This is a genomic window from Erwinia sp. ErVv1, assembly GCF_900068895.1.
GTDB lineage: Bacteria > Pseudomonadota > Gammaproteobacteria > Enterobacterales > Enterobacteriaceae > Erwinia.
Map to the genome: position 1 here is coordinate 95,941 of NZ_CDPK01000011.1, position 17,065 is coordinate 113,005.

Consider the following 17,065-nt stretch of genomic DNA (forward strand, 5'->3'; position numbering starts at 1 on the left):
TCCATGACTGACCGCCTGACGCAGGAAACGCATTGCCAGCTGCCGCCTCAGAAATCCGGTGCGCCTGAACAGCCTGGTGGCGCATTAGGGCAAGCTGCTGGCCTCCCCCAGCAGGATGAAGCCTTGCCGCTGAAAACTGACGGTTTAACGCAGCAGACCGAAGGTTTACAGCGGCAAACTGTGGCACTCAGGTGCCAGGGTAAGCGCCGGCTGCTGGTGCTAAGCGGTACGTCGGCGTGGGCAGAGGCACAGGCAGGGGAGTGGATCAATGCGCTTCCCGGCGACTGGCTGTGGCTGGGAGATAAGCCGCAAAGCCCACTGCACTGCGCTTTTCCTGCGCTGCGCACGCTGCTGGGGCGCGAATTTCTTCACGCGGTTTTCGATGCGCGCCAGGGTTTTCACGCCGAGGCGCTGGCGGTGCTCGCCGGGACGCTCAAGGCCGGAAGCTGGCTGCTGATGCTGGTGCCGCCCTGGCAGAGCTGGGCGGCGCTACCGGATAACGATTCGCTGCGCTGGAGTGAACGTGATTTACCTGTCGCCACGCCAAACTTTATCCGGCGGCTACAGGGGTTGATTGAGCAGGATAAGGACGTTGCACTGATCGCTCAACCAAATCAGCCTTCACCGATGCCGATGCCGATGGCGTTGCCGGTGCTGCATCCTGACTTGCCCGGGGATCCTGACTGGCCGAGGGCTGCGACGCCATCTCAATCCTCATCTTTTTCTCCCGTTCCCACAGAATCTGACTGGCAGCCGAAGCATATGCTACAGCAGCAGAGGCTGTTGAACCGGCTGCTATCCAGCGACCCGGGGATTTTTGTGCTGATTGCCCCCCGGGGCAGGGGGAAGTCGGCGCTGGCGGGCCAGCTTGCCGCGCGCTGGCCCGGACGTTGCCTGGTCACGGCTCCGGGAAAAGTATCAACCGCCGTGCTGGAGCAGTTCGCGGGCGAACAATTTGCGTTTATCGCACCGGACCGCCTGCTGGAAACGCCTCCAGATCACCTTCCGGCAGGCATCGACTGGCTGCTGATCGATGAGGCGGCTGCCATCCCCACGCCGCTTCTTACCCGGCTGGTCAGGCTTTACCCGCGCGTATTACTGACGACTACGCTTCAGGGGTACGAGGGAACGGGGCGCGGTTTTTTACTGAAGTTCTGTGCCACCCTGCCGGATGCCACTCTGCTGACGCTGGACGAGCCGCTGCGCTGGGCCGCCGACGATCCGCTCGAGCGCTTTACCGGAGATGCGCTGCTGTTCGCAGACCTCATACCCGAGCCTGGGGCAGGCGACGTTCGCTATATTTTTCCCGAACAGGCTGACTGGCAGCACAACCCTTCTCAGCTCTCGGCCATTTATCAGCTGCTGGCGAGCGCGCACTATCGCACGTCGCCGCTGGATCTGCGGCGGATGATGGACGCACCGGGGATGCATTTTAGCGCTGCGTTGCAGGGCGAGCAGGTACAGGGGGCGCTGTGGCTGACGGATGAGGGCGGGCTGTCGGAGACGCTATCGAACGCCGTCTGGGCTGGCTTTCGCCGCCCGCGTGGTAATCTTGTTGCGCAGTCGCTTGCGGCCCATGCTGGCTTTGCAGAGGCAGCGCAGATGCGCTCGCGTCGCATCAGCCGCATTGCCATCGCTCCCGCACTGCGTCGCCAGGGCGTGGGGCGGGAAATGGTGCTGCGCACCCTGGACAAATCCGCCCAGCTCGATTTTCTCTCGGTCAGTTTTGGCTTTACCGAATCGCTGTGGGCATTCTGGCGCGCGTGTGGCTTCTCTCTGGTACGACTGGGCAGTCAAAAGGAGGCCAGCAGCGGCTGTTATAGCGCAATGGCGATGCTGCCGGTTAGCGATCGGGGTAAAACGCTATGCACCCGCGCAGTACAGCGGCTGGTGTGCGACTGGCCATGGCTGAAAAAAAGGATTGATCTACCCGGCCTCGACTTTCCGGTCGTAGCCGATCGGCGACTTAATGACGATGACTGGTATGAGCTGGCTGGCTTTGCGTGGGCACAGCGTCCGCTCGAGGCCTGCGTAGGATCGCTTGGGCGTCTGCTGCACCACAGCGTGTTCGATCTGGCATTACTGCACGGGGCGGTAGAGGAGGGTGTGGAAGCCGCTATACTCTGTGAACGGTACGGGCTGAGCGGGCGCAAAGCGCTACTGACCGGCTGGCGCCTGGAGGCGCAGCAGGCCCTGGAAGCGCTGGATGCGCCGCGCAGTCAGTGGCTGAAAGCGACGATGACAGCGATACGCGACGGCGCCAGCGGTGTTTCCACAGCCTAAGCGGTTGAGCCTGCAATCTTTTAAGCCCGGCCCTATTTCTTCTTCGGCCAGTCATCACCATCGTCCCACTTATCGTTAAAATCACGGTGCGGGGGAAGATCGGGCTTATTATCCAGATATTTTTTGGGATCGATGCGCTTGAGGTCTTTGTAGACGTTCATCAGTATGCCTACCATCACCACGATGACCAGAACCCACCAGTACTCTTTTAATAGTTCCATATCTACTCCTTTAAGCGATTAACTGTTCCATAATGCGCTGATACATCCTGCTCAGCAGTTGCAGATCCGACGCCTTAACGCACTCATTGATTTTATGAATGGTGGCGTTAACCGGCCCCAGCTCGACCACCTGCGCGCCCATCCGGGCAATAAAGCGGCCATCCGACGTGCCGCCTGTGGTCAGCAGCTGCGGCTTAATTTCATTATAGTGCGCAACCGCGTTCACCACCGCGCTCACCAGATCCCCGGTTGGCGTCAGGAACGGCTGGCCGGAGACCTTCCACTCCAGGCTGTAGCGTAGCTGATGGCTTTCCAGCAGCGCCTCTACGCGCTGTTTGATCTGCTCATCGGTCAGCTCAGTGCTGAAGCGGAAGTTGAACTGTACGAAACATTCGCCTGGAATAACGTTATTGCTGCCGGTCCCGGCCTGCACGTTAGCAATTTGCATGCTGGTGGGCGGGAAAAATTCATTGCCCCGATCCCACTCAATGGCCACCAGTTCATTTAGCGCGGGCAGCACGCGGTGAACCGGGTTATCGGCCAGATGAGGATAAGCAACATGCCCCTGAACGCCGTGGATAGTCAGATTGGCGGTCATTGAGCCGCGGCGACCATTTTTCACGACATCTCCGACAACTTCGGTGCTGGATGGCTCTCCGACAAGACAGTAGTCCAGCCGTTCCTGACGGGCCATCAGCGCCTCGACCACTTTTACCGTGCCGTACGTGGCGCTGGCTTCTTCATCTGAAGTGATCAGAAAGGCCAGCCTGCCTTTGTGGTCAGGGAAAGCCCTGACGAAGCGCTCAGCCGCGACAATCATCGCCGCCAGCGAACCTTTCATATCTGCCGCGCCACGACCGTAAAGCATGCCGTCACGAATCGTCGGCTCAAAGGGTGGGTTGATCCAGCGGTTGCCGTCTCCGGGAGGAACCACATCGGTGTGGCCGGCAAACGCCAGCGTCTCGCCTTGCCCACGCCAGGCCCAGAAATTTAGCGTATCGCCAAAGGGCATCAGTTCAATGGTGAAACCCATCGCCCGCAGGCGTTCGATCATAATGGCCTGGCAGCCAGCATCATCCGGGCTGAGGGAGGGGCGTCGAATAAGCTGCTGCGTCAGCGCAATGACCGGACAAAACATAATTACGGCTTCTCCTGGATAAACGGCGTGTAGGTGCTTTCACTGAAACCCAGCAGCATAGAGCCGTCTGCGCCGCAGAGCAACGGGCGTTTGATCGTGGCAGGCTGTTCGACCATCAGCGCCAGGGCACTTTCGGCATTATTTACTGCGTTGCGCTGTTCGTCGCTCAGTTTACGCCAGGTGGTGCCGCGCGTATTTAGTAGCGCCTCCCAGCCCAGCGTAGCAATAAATTTTTGCACCAGGGCCGCATCCACGCCGTCTGCGCGGTAGTCATGGAACTGAAACGCCACGCCCTGTGCCTCAAGGTATTTACGCGCTTTTCGGATTGTGTCGCAGTTTTTAATGCCATACATTGTAAGCATAACGGTTCCCTTCTTTTTTCTGTGGGTTTCTATACTATTCAAGACTGTTCAGGCGGTTAGTCTACATCGGATGCGCCTGCATGACAGCAGGGAAGGCGGGGATACCATTAAAGCAGCAGACTCAGCAACGGAGGGACAATATGAACTATATGAAAGCATCTTCTGCCCATACGGTAGAAGAGACCCAGTCTACGATCGTGATTATTCGTAAGCAGCCGAGCCGCTGCGAAGAGTTTAACCATATTGTTGAGGCCGTGCTGGCCGAGCATCCCGACGCAAAGACGCATATCGACAGCGAAAGCGGTGGTTACGATAAGGTAATCGTACTGAAATAGCGTCCGGCACAACGGCATAGGCCATGGCTATATGCCTGAACGATGCAATCATCACATCATTTCGTTCAGGGGCTCAGTGCGCGCCTGGGCATGAGGTAAAGGAGCGTCTCAGGCTCCCTGAATGCGGGCTTTGATAAACCCCTTTTCCTCCAGCCGCAGTAGCGCCTCACCCTGCGCATAGATCATGCCGGTCGTCAGTTCGGCGAAGCCCAGGCGCTGATAGAAGCTAATTTTTTCCGGCATTGAATAGATAAAGACCTTGCCGCAGGGTGTCAGGGTTTCCATTATTGCTGCCATAAGCTGACCACCGTACCCTTTCCCCTGATAATCCACATCAATAATGACGTCCGAGAGGTAAGAGGCCCAGGTCATATCGCTTATCGCGTGTGCGGTAGCCATGAGAACACCATCAACATAGCCGAACCAGACAAATGAAGAGTGTTGATACGCACGTTGTAGCGTTCGAGGATCACGGTGGCTCAGCCCCGCCCGCTCGATCAATGCTGCAAGCTGGTGCCAGTCGACATCAGCCATCCCGCTTTCCCTTACCAGAACCATTGGATTCATCTGCTCTCCTAAACTCATCTGCTAATTACAGTTTTGATAAGCGTTGCCGATAGCAGTAAGTGAGTGAAAGTGTTTTTATAAAATTAGGAATATTCTTATAATAAAGCCATCTTAACGCGGGGGTGTAGCATGATTGATGTCGAGCTGGGGAACTGGAAAGAATTTATAGAAGCGATGCTGGCGCGTTAATTTCGCGCAATCGGCATCCGGTATAAGGAAATAGCGGTGACACTTTTCTGCGTACCTGAACCCAATGCAAGGCAGCGGCAGGCTGTGATCCTCGCCATCTTAGGTGGCTGATCCTCGCCATCTTAGGTGGCTGGTTTTAGCCCTGTCGCTGCCTTTTTTATTGGGTCGTATTATCTGTCCTGCTCGCCTGCGGGTTTCGCGCTGGCCGGAAAGCGCTGGCGAACCAGTACAAAAAACAGGGGGACAAAGAAAATCGCCAGTACCGTCGCCGAGATCATTCCACCCATTACGCCGGTGCCAACCGCATGCTGGCTGCCTGATCCAGCGCCATTACTGATAGCCATGGGGAGCACGCCGAAAATAAAGGCCAGCGAGGTCATCAGGATGGGGCGCAGACGCTGCCGGGCTGCTTCCAGCGTTGATTCCAGCAGAGCACGGCCCTGACTGTTGATATCATTCGCAAATTCAACAATCAGAATGGCGTTCTTCGCCGACAGGCCGATAACCGTTAACAGTCCGACCTGGAAATAGACGTCGTTTTCCAAGCCGCGTAGCCAGGTGGCTACCAGCGCACCAATTACGCCCAGCGGCACCACTAACATGACGGAAAACGGAATGGACCAGCTTTCATAAAGCGCCGCCAGGCAAAGGAACACCACCAGCAGCGAAATAGCATAGAGCGCCGGGGCCTGAGAATCGGTCATTCGCTCCTGTAATGAGGCACCCGTCCATTGCAGGCCAATCCCGCCGGGCAGCTGGCTGACCAGCTGTTGCATGATGTCCATCGCAGTACCGGTACTCACGCCGGGGGCTGATTCTCCCACAATCTCCAGCGATGCGTAGCCATTGTACCTTTCCAGCCGGGGCGAGCCTGTTTCCCAGGCGGTGGTGGCGAAAGCGCTAAACGGCACCATGCCACCGCTGCTGTTGCGCACGTACCATTTACCGATATCGTCCGGCAGCATGCGATAGGGGGCCGCAGCCTGAACATAAACTTTCTTCACCCGGCCCCGATCCAGAAAGTCATTAACATAGGTGGAGCCCCAGCCGGTTTCTAGCGTGTTGTTAATATCGTCAAGCGATATGCCCAGCGCCTGCGCCTTATGCTGATCGATATCTATCCGCAGCTGTGGGGTGTCATCCAGACCATTGTGACGCACACGCGCCAGCGCGGGGTTGGCATCCGCTTTTGCCAGCAGCAGATCGCGCGCCCTCATCAGCGCGTCGTGTCCTACGCCCGCATGATCCTGCAGCTCCATATCAAATCCCGCGGCGCTCCCCATACCCGTGATGGCTGGCGGGCTGCTGGCAATAACCCGGCCCTCTTTGATACTGCGGAAGGCGTTTGTCGCCCGCTCAATAATGGCAAATGAGGTATTACTGGCACCGGGACGATCCTGCCAGTCCTTCAGCCGTACGAACATGCGCGCGACGTTTTGCCCATTACCACCCGGACCCGCGCCGATGGTTGAAAATACTGATACAACATTGTTTTTTTCCTGCGTCAGATAGTACTTTTCGACCTTATCAACGACCCTGTTAGTCTCCTGTAATGTCGAGCCCGGCGGCAGCTGTATCTGCGTGGTAAAGATGCCCCTGTCCTCCAGCGGCAGAAACGACGTNCGGTTAAACCAGCCGAAGAACCCCCGGCGACCGTGATGATGGTCTTTTTCCAGCGGCTTAAGCAGCGTGGCGCACAGGGCTGGCGTCAGGATCATTGCCACCAGCACCGACAGCACCATCGCGGAGACGATAGTGACTGAAAACTGACGATAGATAGCGCCTGTCGTACCGCCAAAAAAAGCCATGGGAATAAATACCGCCGACAGCACCAGCGCGATGCCAACCAGCGCCCCCTGGATCTGCCCCATTGATTTACGCGTTGCCTCACGAGGGGCAAGCCCCTCTTCGCTCATTATTCGCTCGACGTTTTCAACTACCACGATTGCATCGTCGACCAGCAGCCCAATCGCCAGCACCATGGCAAACATAGTCAGCGTGTTGATACTGAATCCACAGGCTGAGAGGATGGCAAAGGTGCCGAGCAGCACAACCGGCACCGCCAGCGTAGGGATTAAGGTCGCGCGAAGGTTTTGCAGAAACAGGTACATCACCACAAAGACCAGCAGCACCGCTTCGATAAGGGTTTTCACCACATCTTCAATGGACGCCGTTACAAACGGCGTTGTCTCATAGGCGACTTTCGCCTCAAGGCCATGGGGGAAATAGTGGGACAGCTCGTCGATACGGGCCCGTACCCGCTTATCAGTGTCTAACTCATTGGCCCCGGAGGCCAGTTTGATCCCCAGCCCTGAGGCCTGCTGGCCATTATACTGGCTAAGGAGATCGTACTTTTCAGCTCCCAGCCCGACCTCGGCCACATCGCCCAGCCTGACCTCCGATCCATCCGGATTGACGCGCAGGGTGATATTTCTGAACTGTTCGGGGGTGGTCAGCAGCGACTGCGAGTTAATGGTGGCATTAAGCGCCTGTCGGTCAACCGAGGGCAGCCCACCCAGCTGGCCTACCGCCACCTGACTGTTCTGCGACTTTATAGCGTTGACGATATCGGAGGTGGTCAGCGCGTAGTTAATCATCTTATTGGGATCGAGCCAGATGCGCATAGCATACTGCGATCCGTAGGTATCCACTTCACCCACGCCGTCAATGCGGCTCAGCGGCTCCTGAAGGTTACTGGCCACGTAGTCGGCAATATCCTGCTTCTTCATGCTGCCGTCCGTAGAGACGAATGCCACCATCAGGATATTAGTGTCGCCCGTCTTGGTCACCGTCACGCCCTGCGACTGAACCGCCTGTGGCAGCTTGCGCAATGCGCTCTGCAACTGGTTCTGCACCTGCTGGCGCGCCTCGTCGGGGTTGGTGCCTGCGGTGAACGTCAGCTGGATGGTCGCCTGACCGGTGTTGCTACTCTGGGAAGACATATACATCAGGTTGTCGATCCCGGTCATATTTTGCTCAATCACCTGCGTGACGGTGTTTTCCAGCGTTTTCGCTGAGGCGCCAGGATAGTTCGCCGTAATGCGTACATTGGGCGGAGCCAGCTGTGGATATTGTTCAACGGGAAGGGAAAAGATTGCCAGTGTGCCGGTCAGGCAAAGCAAAATCGCTATCACCCAGGCAAAGATTGGGCGATCGATAAAAAAATTCGCCATTAACGGGCGCTCCAGGCTAATTGATTGGGATAGGTATTGCATTCATCCTGTCCGCTGGCGGGCATCGCTGAAATCCATTTAGCGACGTTTTTTATTATGCTGTTCGCTGCCGCCTGACCCGGTTTAACTCTACTCGTCAGGCGGTGAAGAATCGTGGAGAAATTTAGGAGAAAATGTAAATTAACGTGCCACCGCTTATCAGACGCCCGCGCACTCTCAGGCCGCTGGAAACTGTAGCAGTATGCTTGTGCCGCCGCCTGGTGAAGGCGTGATAGTCAGCCGTCCGTTAAGGCCGCTGGCCCGCTGCTGCATAATGGAGAGCCCATAGTGTCCTTCCGGGCTGGGCAGGGGGGGGATCCCGCAGCCATTATCACTAATTTCAATCTGGTTATCGCCGCCTTTACCCATGCCACATCGCACAATAATCTCCGAAGCCTCAGCGTGGCGGATAGCATTCAGTAACGCTTCCCGAACGATTTGCAGCACGTGGATCTGCTTTTGCGGTTCCAGCTGGCGGCTGGCGGGTTCCCCGGTGAGCGTAATGACCGCGCGCGTTTGCTCACGCAGCGGGTTAATCACCTGGTGAAGTGCAGTTAACAATTCACCCGGTTCTATCGAAAGGCGAAAGGTGGTAAGCAGCTCACGGAGCTGACGATTCGCTTCATTTAGCGCCAGATCCATTTCACCGACGACCGCCCTGGCGGGCGCGTTATCCTCGCTCACCACGCGTCTCAGACGGGCGATTTGAATGCGAAGCCAGGCGAGTGACTGCGCAAGCGAGTCGTGTAGCTCCCGGGCAATGGTGGCACGCTCCTCCATCAACAGAAGATGCTGAACTTTTTGCTGGGCCTGAGCCAGCTGAAGCGAGCGCGACAGGAGGGGGGCTAACCCCTGCATCAGCCGTGATTTACTCTTTTTTGCCTGCCAGCGCAGCTCGATTGCATGTCCTGTGGCAGGCGACAGAGGCTGGCTGTGCCACGGCATCGCCCGATCCGGCATGCCCGCGGTTATCTTACCAAGGGGCGGTGCGGTCAGAGAGATACAGCTAAGATCCTCATACTGGAGGATTTGCTGGAGCACCAGCGGCAGGCTGTGGGCGATATCAGGATGGCTTCCCAGGGTTTCGGAACAGCGATACAGCAGGGAGAGACGACGGTTAGCCTGCCGCAAATCACGGGTTTTCTCCCTCACCGTCTCCTCCAGCAGGTGGTAGTGTTTTTCCAGCTCACCGGACATGCGGGTAAACGTCCGCGCCAGGACCCCCAGCTCGTTCTGCAGCGCGGTATCCAGCGGCACGTGTCGGAAATGGGCGCGCTCGATCTGCTCGCTGGCCGTTACCAGCGTCTGGAGCGGTACCACCACCTGGCGGCGGACCGAACGCAGCGTCCAGAATACCAGCAGGGTAATGGTCACAAAGCCCAACAGGCTGGCCGCGGCGACCAGCTTCATTTTGAGTTCCGCCCAGCGCTGTAGCGCCAGCACAAAACGATCGATCTGGTCGACATAAAGGGCGACGTTTTGCCGGTAAGGCAGCGTATTCCCCGCCTGCAACGCAGGCTGAAGGGATTGCCAGCTATGCAGCAATTCATGATAGCGCTCACGGACGCTAAAGGGCACATAGCGCCTGTCAATCGCCCGCAGCGCCGGTGCCTCAAGGGTTTCCCGGTAGCGCAGAATATCTTCATTAATCCCGGGTTTTCCGGTCGAGGCGTTCAGCGCGATGCGGTAGCTTTGCATCCGTAGCGAACCCGCAATATTTACCGCCTCGGCATCGTTCAGGCTGGCTGAAAGCGTAAGCAGGGCCAGACTGCCAGACAGAACCGAAAGCAATACGATGGCAAACAGTACGCGAGCCAGACTGCCCGTCACTGAGCGTTTTAACATAATTTATCCCCCTGAAGGCGAGTGAGTATATCGCGTTCAGTTGATCCCGCCACGCTGAAAACAGGGGCGGTAAAAGCCCCGGATGAAAGCCGGTCGTACGCGAGCGGTCTCACATTTTTTTTGCGCTGGAGAGCAAAAATTACAAAAGCACACGATTTCCACTGCAGATTTTTTGCGTCATCTTTGTAGAACGGTTAGGATGCATCGCCGCAATTTTCCCACTTTCAACAGGCATATAATTACAGAAAGTGGGCTGGTGCCGGGGCGTTCGTGCTGCCGCGCAATCGTTTGGTCGGTCAGCGACAGATCGGATCGCCGGGTTGATTGCGCCTATCACTGTGGACAGGTTAATAGGACAGATAATGAAAGCTGATAAAAAAGCAGGGGCGGATAAACGCGCCGCCAGAAGACGTTGGTTAAACTCTCATGACTCCGGCTATCACAAAGCAATGGATAATCGTCACGTTCAGATGATTGCTATTGGTGGTGCGATCGGTACGGGTCTGTTTCTCGGGGCAGGCGCGCGTCTGCAAATTGCCGGCCCTGCGCTGGCGATTGTCTATTTAGTTTGTGGCATCTTCTCGTTTTTCATTCTGCGTGCGCTAGGCGAACTGGTGTTACACCGCCCCTCCAGCGGCAACTTTGTCTCTTATGCGCGCGAGTTCCTTGGCGAAAAAGCCTCTTACGTCGCGGGTTGGATGTATTTCGTCAACTGGGCCATGACCGGTATTGTTGATATCACCGCAGTTGCACTCTATATGCACTACTGGGGGGCATTTGGTGACGTGCCGCAGTGGGTATTTGCCCTGGGCGCGCTGGCGATTGTCGGCACCATGAATATGATCGGCGTGAAGTGGTTTGCCGAAATGGAGTTCTGGTTTGCCCTGATTAAAGTCCTGGCCATTGCTATCTTCCTGATTGTCGGCGTGGTGTTCCTCGGCAGCGGTAAGCCGCTGGATGGCAATGCAACTGGCTTTCATTTGATCAGTGATAACGGCGGCTTCTTCCCTCATGGGCTGCTGCCTGCGCTGGTGCTGGTGCAGGGGGTAGTCTTTGCCTTCGCCTCTATTGAACTGGTCGGCACCGCAGCCGGGGAGTGCAAAGATCCGAAAACCATGCTGCCGAAAGCGATTAATAGCGTTATCTGGCGTATCGGTCTGTTCTACGTTGGCTCGGTCGTCCTGCTGGTGCTGCTGCTGCCGTGGAACGCTTACCAGGCTGGTCAAAGCCCATTTGTGACCTTCTTCAGCAAGCTGGGTGTGCCCTACGTCGGAAGCATCATGAATATCGTGGTGCTGAGCGCCGCGCTTTCCAGCCTTAACTCTGGCCTTTATTCGACCGGACGCATTCTGCGATCGATGTCGATGGGCGGGTCAGCACCCAAGTTTATGTCGAAGATGAGCGGTCAGCAGGTTCCCTATATGGGCATTCTGGTCACTATCGGCGTCTATGTCGTTGGCGTCTGGCTGAACTACATCGTTCCGTCGCGGGTATTTGAAATTGTGCTGAATATTGCCTCGCTGGGCATTATCTCCTCATGGGCGTTTATCGTGGTCTGTCAGATGCGCCTGCGTAAAGCGATCAAAGAGGGCAAGGCTGAGGACGTTAGCTTTAAGCTCCCCTGGGCACCCTTTACCTCGTGGCTGACGCTGCTGTTCCTGGCCAGCGTACTGGTGCTGATGGCATTTGACTACCCGAACGGGACCTGGACTATTGCGTCGATTCCGCTGATTGCGCTCCTGCTGATCCTGGGGTGGTTTGGTGTTCGCAAACGGGTTCATGCCGTGGCCGCAACTGAGCATCAGCAGCCTAAGGCTGAGTAAAGGGATCCACTGCTTTTACTGCATAAAAAGGCGGCTCTGTGGAGCCGCCTTTTTTTAAGCTCCCGGCCTGATAAGCATCAGTGTGAGCAATCCAGCCCGGCCGCACCTTCAGAATTGAGATAGTTTTCCCTGCCTTGCAGACTTAAGATGGCAGACTCCCGGCAACGCAATGGAGTCCAGATGTCCGCCAAAATCGAAGTCATTAAGAACAAAGTCCTGTCAGAAAACTGGTTTGTACTGCGTAACTACACCTACGATCTCACCGCCAGCAATGGCTCAACGATTCGGCATAAGCGCGAAGTCTACGATCGCGGAAATGGCGCAACCATCCTTCTCTACAACCGCGAAAAGAATAGCGTCATCCTCACCCGGCAGTTTCGTATTGCCACCTGGCTTAACGGGAATGAGAGCGGGATGCTGGTGGAAGCCTGTGCTGGCCTGCTGGATGACGATTCCCCGGAAGACTGTATTCGTAAAGAAGCGATTGAGGAAACGGGCTTCGCCGTGGGGGAGGTTCGAAAGCTCTATGATATGTATATGTCACCGGGCGGGGTCACCGAACTGCTGCATTTCTTCGCCGCCGAATATGATGACTCGCTGCGTGAAAACGCAGGCGGCGGCGTAGAGGATGAGGACATTGACGTCATGGAAGTCTCTTTCCCAGAGGCGTGGACGATGATTGGCGAAGGACGGATTAAAGATGGAAAAACAGTGATGCTGCTACAGCATGCCCTGATTGAAGGGTGGCTGCGTCTCGCCTGATCAACCCGTGCTGACTGGTGTTAAGCGATCGGTCAGCACCTTTATAGACTTAAAAACCGAACAAGAATTTATACCTGCGGAAAATAAATATATTTTCTGTTGCCTGGTCATGTAATTTTAAAATATAGCAGGTGTTAAAGCAGGATTAAATGAAAGTGATGTTTTTCCAGGGTAATGAGTTGATTGGTAAGCTTATTATTGAAGTTAAAAATTTAAAAGCCTTAAGCAACAAATAATAAAACTAATGCCTGTTTAATTTAGCTGAGAAAATGCTAGTTTTAAAGAGCTAACGGAATGCGAATTTTCTCTGTTAATGGTTACAGGTGAATTTAGTGTGTAACAAGGAAGTCAGGTTGTTCAAATATTTACGGGTGAGGTTATATATATGCTGGTATTTGGAGTCATCGACTTTGGGTATTCATATTATTGTAGTGGTGGGCTGTTTAAAACAATCCTTAGAGGTGTTTAATGAATAGAATTCATTTGAGGTCAGAGAGCGGCTTTTACCTGCATGCCAAAATCATTGAAAACGATGCCAAAGCTGACGGGACAGCAGAAAATATTGTTGAAGTGTACTGTATGGATGATGATTACTATCCTGCAAGAAGCATAGATATTTTAGTAAGAGTGAGTGGTAATGCCCTTTTGAAACGTAATGGCCAAATGGTTGACCACTATTATACCGATCCTTACGGCCTGGTGCGCTTTTCTGTGATTAACAAAGTGGCAGAACAGGTAAATGTGACTTCAGAGGTATTCAGAGAAGAATCTACGCAACAGGTTTTACCCATTAATTTCATTGCAAACAGCAATGTCCTAAAAATAAGTCAGGTAGCCAATGCTAACCGATTATTCAGGTTAACCGGGGAGCCAACGACTGCCTGGCCGGGAGCAAGCTTTCGGATAGATACCACCGGTGGAAGTGGCAATGTAGAATGGAACGTCATCCAGTCGTCAGCTGAAGTCACTATTGAAAGTGACAGCAAAGGAAGTGGAATAGTGACGATACACAATCGACCCCGACAGATTTGTCTGATTGAAGGGACAGATCGCGTAACAAAAGAGAAGGTCTCCTACAACTTCCAGATTACTAATTTTGTCAACATAGATGCAACCAGGCGGACCATCTACCAGACAGAAAGTATATATGGAAATAATATTCTGAGTCCGGGTGCATACAAAACGTTGTTTACCCAATGGGGTAGCTTAAGGGCATACGCTCCCTGGAACACGATTTCCCGGTCCAATTACTGGACGAATGATACCGGCGTATTTTCTACCACATATTTCAATATCGCTAACGGCACGCAGGAATGGGAAGTAAATGGAAATGTTTTAAATGTGGCCTATAGGGTGGGTTCTTATTAACGTCCTGCTTATTAAGTGTCGTGGATGATATAAAGAAATGTAATAAGGTAGAGAGTGCAACATTCTTTTATTTTAAACTAACCTGGCAGGATGTAAATTATGAAAGATGCCCAGATGGCGGAACTGACGTTACGTCTTGAAAAAGTGAAAAATAATGCGGTATCTGACGGCAGGGATATCAATACCGTTGGTCTTTATATAGAAAGTAAAGATGCACCTGTGGCTAATATTCGTGTGGTATTTGAAGTTGATGGTGCAGCCATTTTTGTCAATAGCAGGGCTGGCGTCTATGCCACTAGCAGTAACCAGGATGGCTTTGTAGAAGTTAGTTTCACCAGTACTCAAATTGAACATGTTGAATTGAGTTGCTTTATTGTTGAAGACAAACAAAACGTTGTCTTTACGGATTTTGATTTTATTAAAATACGAGATATATTTAAAATTGAGCGGGTGCAGAGTAGGAATCAAACGCTTTATTATGGTGAGCCGACCTTTATTTGGGAGGGTGCCAGTATCCTGCTGCACACCAGCGGTGGCTCAGGAGAGGTTGAATGGAGTGTTGGCGATGAGAAAAAAAATAATATTAGCCTTGTAAGTGATGATTATGGTTCCGCTGAGGCCACGGCTGTTTCTTACTTCACAGGAAGCTGTGAAATAATTGCTAAAGATAAAGTCACAGGGGAAACGTCAAATCATATATTTGATGTTCATAATTACCTCTACCCGACCAAAACTAAAATAGGCTTGCAGGAAATTATTCAGGATAAAGATAAAAAGCTACTCTCAAAATCAACGCTGAAATCTTTATACGAACAGTGGGGTGACCTTTCGGTTTACAGTGAATGGCTACCGAATACACCCTACTGGACCAGTGAGTATAATTTAATAGGTAATAAGGTTACAGTGATGAATAGCTCAACCGGGATCTTCGTTGAGGAGTCTTTTATTAACTACGGTGAAATCATCGTGCAGGGCCTGGTTTACAGCAAAAGTGAAGATAATGAATAAATTGAAGTTAAATTAAGAGGAGAAGGGTATGTCAGCAATTAATGAATTCCATGAAAATGATATTTCTAAACGACTTGAAGAAAGAAAAAGAAAGCTGCAGTCGCTTGAAGTAAAAACAGGCAAACCTACAGTACCCGTTTTAACAGCACCGGTGATTGAAGGGCTGCTGGCTGATGGCACTGTCCCGGTTGATCTATTTAATCAGGGGTTGGAACTGCTGGTCCCTGCCTGGAGAAGGATGGATGAAGGCGATGCGATTTTTGTCTACTTAGATGATAATGATACGACATTTATCGCTAGTTATGTTATGGACGATCCCGATGAGACAGATTTTCCTATTAAATTAAAGTTATCAGAACGCTTTTTAACCTTTGGACCCTATAAGATCCAGTACGTTGTTGAAGCAGCGTCGGGTGTCTCGAGCTTAAGTTTTCCTCTGAATGTGATAGTCGATCGTGATGCTCCCAACCCCTCTGGTCCTGCTTTCATCGCGGACGAATATGAAAATACGATAACAAGGGAAGAAATTATTTCTCAGGGTAATAAATTCCCCCTGCTTATACCTTCGTACACACGTATTGATGCCGGTGATACTATAAGGATAACCTGGATTGGCGGTAATAGCACGGCGTCACGCTTGCCAGGTTATATAATTACTGAAGAGGATGTTAATAAAGACTATATTTCTATAGATGTGCCGGAGCAGGTTATTATAGACGGTGGGGAGGGAAGTGCAATTATATACTATAGCCTGATCGACAGGGCGGGGAATGTCAGCGTGAGATCGCCTGATCATTCGATATCGGTCATAATCAACCCTGCGGCTAAGTTCCTGACGCCGGCACGAGTGCCACTGGCAGAAAATGGTCCCATTACTGATGCTGCAACACGCGTGCCAGTGACCGCACTTATACCAAAATACACTAATATTTTGCCAGGCGATGTTATTACATTGAGATGGCGTAACTCGCCGATTTCACCTTCACTTACTGTACCTAATCCATTACCTCTTGACGCTTACGTACTTGAGTTTGTCATACCCAGGGAAAAAATATGGGAAACCAAGAGCGGAACATGGGAAGTAGATTATCAGGTTACGCGCGGTAAGGTTGTAACAACGTCCGATGTCAATCCTGTAAGAGTCGATCTGAATATACCTGGACCTGAGGATCCTGATAAAACGACGGACGTTAATGAAAATTTAGCCGAGGCTACAGTTGTAGGTAATGGTGTAAAAGAAACTAACAAATTACTACCCGGCGACCTTCGTAAAGGGGCTGTCGTTACTGTTCCATACTATGAAACACCAGTAGTAGACGATACTATACGTGTTTATTGGGGGGGGCGGTCATCGGGTGAATATATAGACTATAAAGTTAAAAAAGAAGACATCAATGAAAGTAAAGCAGCGTTTAATATTGAAATTGATGCTAATACTGTAGATAGCACACCAGAAAATACTGCGTGGGAAGTAACCTATGATCTCATCAATGCCACCAACGATAACTTGGGTCAGACGACATATGTTGATGTTCATTTAGCCGGACCTGGCGGTCCAGATGGTCTTCTGGCACCCGATTTACTGGGAAGAAATGCACGTGGATGGTTTGTTGAAGGCGACCAGGTTAATCCATCAACATCAGTTCTGATCAACGCCTATGAAAATATGGCAGAAGGAGACGTGGTTACCTTACACTGGATTGGAAATTCTAAAACGAATGGTCAAGGTGAGGATATTGACAGTACCAAATTCTCTACGTCAACGACTATCACTAAGGCGAATTTGAATAAATCCGTGGTAATGGTTATTCCTTATGCACCTTATATTCAGGGTGTCATTTATGGATCTGCCAGATGTTATTATTCTATAGGGCAGTTGGGGTATGTCTTTGATTCCGAAGTCAGCTCTGTAAAAATCGATCTTAAAGGCCCTGCGGGGTAATAATATCTAA

The 17,065-nt window shown here is 52.7% G+C and carries 14 protein-coding genes; 8 read left to right on the plus strand and 6 right to left on the minus strand.

Annotated elements, in window-relative coordinates:
• The first annotated feature begins 3 nt into the window (after window positions 1-3).
• Entirely contained in the window at window positions 4-2,283 is a 2,280-nt protein-coding gene (locus A1830_RS15495) for a tRNA(Met) cytidine acetyltransferase TmcA (protein WP_082804192.1), read from the plus strand.
• 32 nt (window positions 2,284-2,315) lie between these two features.
• On the opposite strand, the gene A1830_RS15500 is transcribed toward A1830_RS15495, so the two are convergent.
• Genes A1830_RS15500 through A1830_RS15510 form a run of 3 tightly spaced genes read right to left on the minus strand, consistent with a single transcriptional unit; the run spans window position 2,316 to window position 4,004 of the window.
• Window positions 2,316-2,504, minus strand: a complete 189-nt coding sequence (locus tag A1830_RS15500; protein ID WP_067708119.1) for a YpfN family protein — start codon at window positions 2,502-2,504, stop codon at window positions 2,316-2,318.
• A gap of 10 nt (window positions 2,505-2,514) precedes the next feature.
• Window positions 2,515-3,642, minus strand: a complete 1,128-nt coding sequence (dapE, locus tag A1830_RS15505; RefSeq protein ID WP_067708122.1) for a succinyl-diaminopimelate desuccinylase — start codon at window positions 3,640-3,642, stop codon at window positions 2,515-2,517.
• Window positions 3,643-3,644: 2 nt separating this feature from the next.
• Window positions 3,645-4,004, minus strand: a complete 360-nt coding sequence (locus A1830_RS15510) for an ArsC family reductase (protein WP_067708125.1) — start codon at window positions 4,002-4,004, stop codon at window positions 3,645-3,647.
• A 140-nt stretch (window positions 4,005-4,144) separates the two neighbouring features.
• Here A1830_RS15510 and A1830_RS15515 point away from each other — a divergent pair, with 140 nt between their 5' ends.
• Complete coding sequence (locus tag A1830_RS15515) at window positions 4,145-4,339, plus strand: hypothetical protein (protein ID WP_067708128.1); 195 nt, start codon at window positions 4,145-4,147, stop codon at window positions 4,337-4,339.
• A 108-nt stretch (window positions 4,340-4,447) separates the two neighbouring features.
• Here A1830_RS15515 and A1830_RS15520 read toward each other — a convergent pair whose 3' ends face one another.
• Window positions 4,448-4,897 (minus strand): GNAT family N-acetyltransferase, encoded by a 450-nt coding sequence (locus tag A1830_RS15520; protein ID WP_067708131.1) that lies wholly within the window; start codon window positions 4,895-4,897, stop codon window positions 4,448-4,450.
• Window positions 4,898-5,035: 138 nt separating this feature from the next.
• Here A1830_RS15520 and ypfM point away from each other — a divergent pair, with 138 nt between their 5' ends.
• The gene (gene ypfM, locus A1830_RS24035; RefSeq protein ID WP_156485018.1) at window positions 5,036-5,095 is read left to right on the plus strand and encodes a protein YpfM; all 60 of its coding nucleotides are present in this window, start codon (window positions 5,036-5,038) and stop codon (window positions 5,093-5,095) included.
• A 170-nt stretch (window positions 5,096-5,265) separates the two neighbouring features.
• Here the strand turns inward: ypfM and A1830_RS15525 are convergent, their stop codons facing one another.
• Window positions 5,266-8,268 (minus strand): efflux RND transporter permease subunit, encoded by a 3,003-nt coding sequence (locus tag A1830_RS15525; protein ID WP_067708134.1) that lies wholly within the window; start codon window positions 8,266-8,268, stop codon window positions 5,266-5,268.
• Between the two features lie 216 nt (window positions 8,269-8,484).
• Window positions 8,485-10,152: a nitrate/nitrite two-component system sensor histidine kinase NarQ gene (gene narQ, locus A1830_RS15530; protein WP_231877648.1), complete on the minus strand. Its 1,668-nt coding sequence runs from the start codon at window positions 10,150-10,152 to the stop codon at window positions 8,485-8,487.
• 362 nt (window positions 10,153-10,514) lie between these two features.
• On the opposite strand from narQ, the gene ansP reads away from it, so the two are divergent.
• The 5 genes from ansP (at window position 10,515) to A1830_RS15555 (ending at window position 17,055) form a co-directional block, all read left to right on the plus strand.
• Window positions 10,515-11,975, plus strand: a complete 1,461-nt coding sequence (gene ansP, locus A1830_RS15535; protein WP_067708140.1) for an L-asparagine permease — start codon at window positions 10,515-10,517, stop codon at window positions 11,973-11,975.
• A 180-nt stretch (window positions 11,976-12,155) separates the two neighbouring features.
• The gene (gene nudK, locus A1830_RS15540; protein ID WP_067708143.1) at window positions 12,156-12,737 is read left to right on the plus strand and encodes a GDP-mannose pyrophosphatase NudK; all 582 of its coding nucleotides are present in this window, start codon (window positions 12,156-12,158) and stop codon (window positions 12,735-12,737) included.
• Between the two features lie 468 nt (window positions 12,738-13,205).
• A complete protein-coding gene (locus tag A1830_RS15545; RefSeq protein ID WP_067708147.1) occupies window positions 13,206-14,105 on the plus strand; it encodes a hypothetical protein in 900 nt (299 codons plus the stop codon).
• A gap of 99 nt (window positions 14,106-14,204) precedes the next feature.
• A complete protein-coding gene (locus A1830_RS15550; RefSeq protein WP_067708149.1) occupies window positions 14,205-15,113 on the plus strand; it encodes an Ig-like domain-containing protein in 909 nt (302 codons plus the stop codon).
• A 28-nt stretch (window positions 15,114-15,141) separates the two neighbouring features.
• A complete protein-coding gene (locus tag A1830_RS15555) occupies window positions 15,142-17,055 on the plus strand; it encodes a hypothetical protein (protein WP_067708152.1) in 1,914 nt (637 codons plus the stop codon).
• The last annotated feature ends 10 nt before the right edge of the window (window positions 17,056-17,065 follow it).